Here is a 2,729-nt window from a genome sequence, read left to right on the forward strand (position 1 = left end):
AAATGAAAAACCAAAACCCTTTGTGCTTTTTTCCTTTGTGTCCTTTGTGCCTTCGTGGTTCAAACTTTCTTGTTTTTTATGACAGGGTCTTAGGAGTAAGTCACTAACCAAGCATTATTGAGAGCTTGCCGCCAATGTCCCTGGATGTCAACTTGAAGTAGGGAAAAAGTACGCTGCCTGGTGCGGACTCCCCAAAGCGCTCTATAGAGTAAGCCTCTCCCCGGCAGCCAAGGACCTGGTGCCAGGAAGCCCCTACACCCGCCTCCACTGCCAGGCGGAGATGCACATGTGGGGGCAGCACTTTGTCCCTGTATTCCTGGTCTTGAGCCAGAAATATATTTATGCTGGGCATGGAAACCATCCTTATCCTGCGCCCCTTTGTTCCCAGTTCCCTGGCTGCATCCAGGGCCGGTTGCACCTCAGAACCAGAGGCCATGACGATGGCCTCGGGCGGTCCCTCGCAGTCCTGCATGATGTATCCCCCCCGCCTGATATTATCCAGTTGAGTCCGGGTACGTTCCAGGGGCTGCAGCTTGTGCCTGGAAAGCACCAGACATGTAGGCCCGTCTTTTCTATGCAGGGCGGACTGCCAGGCAACTGCAGTCTCTAATGTATCGCATGGTCTCCAGACGCTCATGTTGGGGATGATTCTCAGGGAAGTAATATGTTCAATGGGTTGATGTGTGGGGCCGTCTTCGCCCACTCCTATTGAATCGTGAGTCAGAACATGAATGCAGCGCAGTCCCATCATGGCCGCCATGCGAAGGGAGTTGCGGGAATAGTCGGAAAACACCAGAAAGGTGCCTCCAAAGGGAATGAACCCACCATGCAGGGCCAGTCCGTTCATGATGGCTCCCATGGCGAATTCGCGCACTCCATAATAAATATAATCACCATATTTTGTTTTTTTGGTAACCGGCCTGGCCCCGCTGCGCATGGTCTTGTTGGAGCCTGTAAGGTCCGCTGATCCCCCAAGCATCTCCGGAAGCCTGGATGCAAGGGCGTCTATGACCTGGTGGGAGGCCTTGCGTGTGGCCAGGGGACTTTTGTCGTGTTTGAGGCGCTCAATTGTTTCAAAGATGGCCTGGTCCAATCCAGAGGGCAGATCCTTAGACATGCGGCGCTTGAATTCAAGTGCATCTCCAGGGTACTTTGACTGGTATTCCTGGAATTTTGCGTTCCATTCGTTTTCCAGGCGAGCCCCCCGGTCCCGGCAGTCGAATGCTTGATAAATATCCTCCGGGATCTCAAATGGAGGGAGAGTCCATCCCAGGTTGGACCGGACTGCTTCAACTTCACCATCCCCCAGGGGGGCCCCGTGACAGTCCGCGCTGCCGCACAGGTTTGGAGCCCCCTGTCCTATGACTGTCTTGCAGCAGATAAGGCTTGGCTTGTCAGAAATTTTTCCGGCTTCAAGGATAGCGTTTTTGATTTCCTCATGGTCATGTCCGTCCACTCCCGGGATGACATGCCAGCCGTAAGATCTGAACCTGGCGGGAGTATCATCTGTAAACCAGCCCGCAACATGACCGTCGATGGAGATTTCGTTGTCGTCATAAAGGGCAATAAGCTTGCCGAGACCCAGGGTTCCGGCCAGGGAGCAGGCCTCATGAGAGATCCCCTCCATGAGACAGCCGTCCCCCAGAAAAGTATAGGTGAAGTGATTGACTATGTCCAGGTCCCCACGGTTGAACTGCGCCGCCAGGATGGATTCAGCCAGGGCCATGCCCACGGCGTTGGCCAGACCCTGGCCCAGCGGCCCTGTGGTGGTTTCTACTCCAGGTGTGACTCCGTATTCTGGATGCCCAGGGGTTTTGGAGTGCAGCTGACGGAAATTGCGCAGGTCATTAATGCTCAGGCTGTAGCCTGTAAGATGCAGCAAGGAATAGAGCAGCATTGAGGCGTGACCATTGGAAAGAACAAACCGGTCCCGGTCCATCCAGTTGGGGTTGGCCGGGTTGTGAGCGAGGATATCCTGCCACAAGGCAACAGCCATGTCAGCCATGCCCATGGGGGCCCCTGGGTGCCCTGACCGGGCTTTTTGAACTGCGTCTACGCTCAGGACACGGATGGCATTTGCTAAATCCTTGCTGGTGGGCATTTCAGCTCCTTGTTTGATTGGTTTTCTGAGTTGCTCGATGCTCTTTAAAAGACTCCGGGACAAATTTCAATACCGGTTTTCGAGCTTTAAAAACCGGGAGAATGCCGTGATTATCACTACCACTACAGCGACACTTTATTTAAGCTGGAAGGGACTGGCTCTTTTGCCACCGGATAGTCGGTCGTTTTTCGGTTTGATGTCGGCAAAAGTGGCCTGTACCTTGTTTATTATGACAGGGTATCAGGAGTAACTCACTGACGCGGACTACGCCCGCAACCCAAGAATTTATTCTTACGCAAAGGCGCCCCAGTAAAATGGCTCCGCCTTCACTTCGTGAATTATCAGGGCTGGCAAAGGTCGCCAAGGAAGACAGGATAATTTCTTATCGCTCCCACGCTCTGCGTGGGAGCGTATCTGGACCGCTCTGCGGTCATAAAAAAACTTCGAACAGAGACGGGGTTTCAGCGCCTGGTACTGGGACTGTCATTGCAATAAAAATTCAAACACGTTGTTTCATTTTTAAAGAAAGCCAAGAGGTTATGCCCACGGAACACACGGAAGAGCACGGAAGTTTTAAAGCGTTGCGAAGCAACGCATATTCCGTGAAATTCCGTGTATTCCGTGGGCA

Annotated in this window: 2 protein-coding genes; one reads left to right on the plus strand and one right to left on the minus strand. The window is 53.1% G+C overall.

All coding sequences use genetic code 11. From position 1 onward, the window contains the following. Positions 1–103: 103 nt before the first annotated feature. Entirely contained in the window at positions 104–2,101 is a 1,998-nt protein-coding gene (gene tkt / locus QZP87_RS01555; RefSeq protein ID WP_291321167.1) for a transketolase, read from the minus strand. Between the two features lie 314 nt (positions 2,102–2,415). On the opposite strand from tkt, the gene QZP87_RS01560 reads away from it, so the two are divergent. After that, on the plus strand, positions 2,416–2,729 hold a 314-nt coding region (locus tag QZP87_RS01560; RefSeq protein WP_291321168.1), incomplete at its 3' end, for a hypothetical protein.

This window comes from Desulfonatronospira sp., from assembly GCA_003563255.1.
GTDB lineage: Bacteria > Desulfobacterota > Desulfovibrionia > Desulfovibrionales > Desulfonatronovibrionaceae > Desulfonatronospira.

Coding starts and splice junctions, on each gene's coding strand:
- tkt (WP_291321167.1), bottom strand. CDS start 2,101: ATGCCCACCAGCAAGGATTTAGCAAATGCCATCCGTGTCCTGAGCGTA.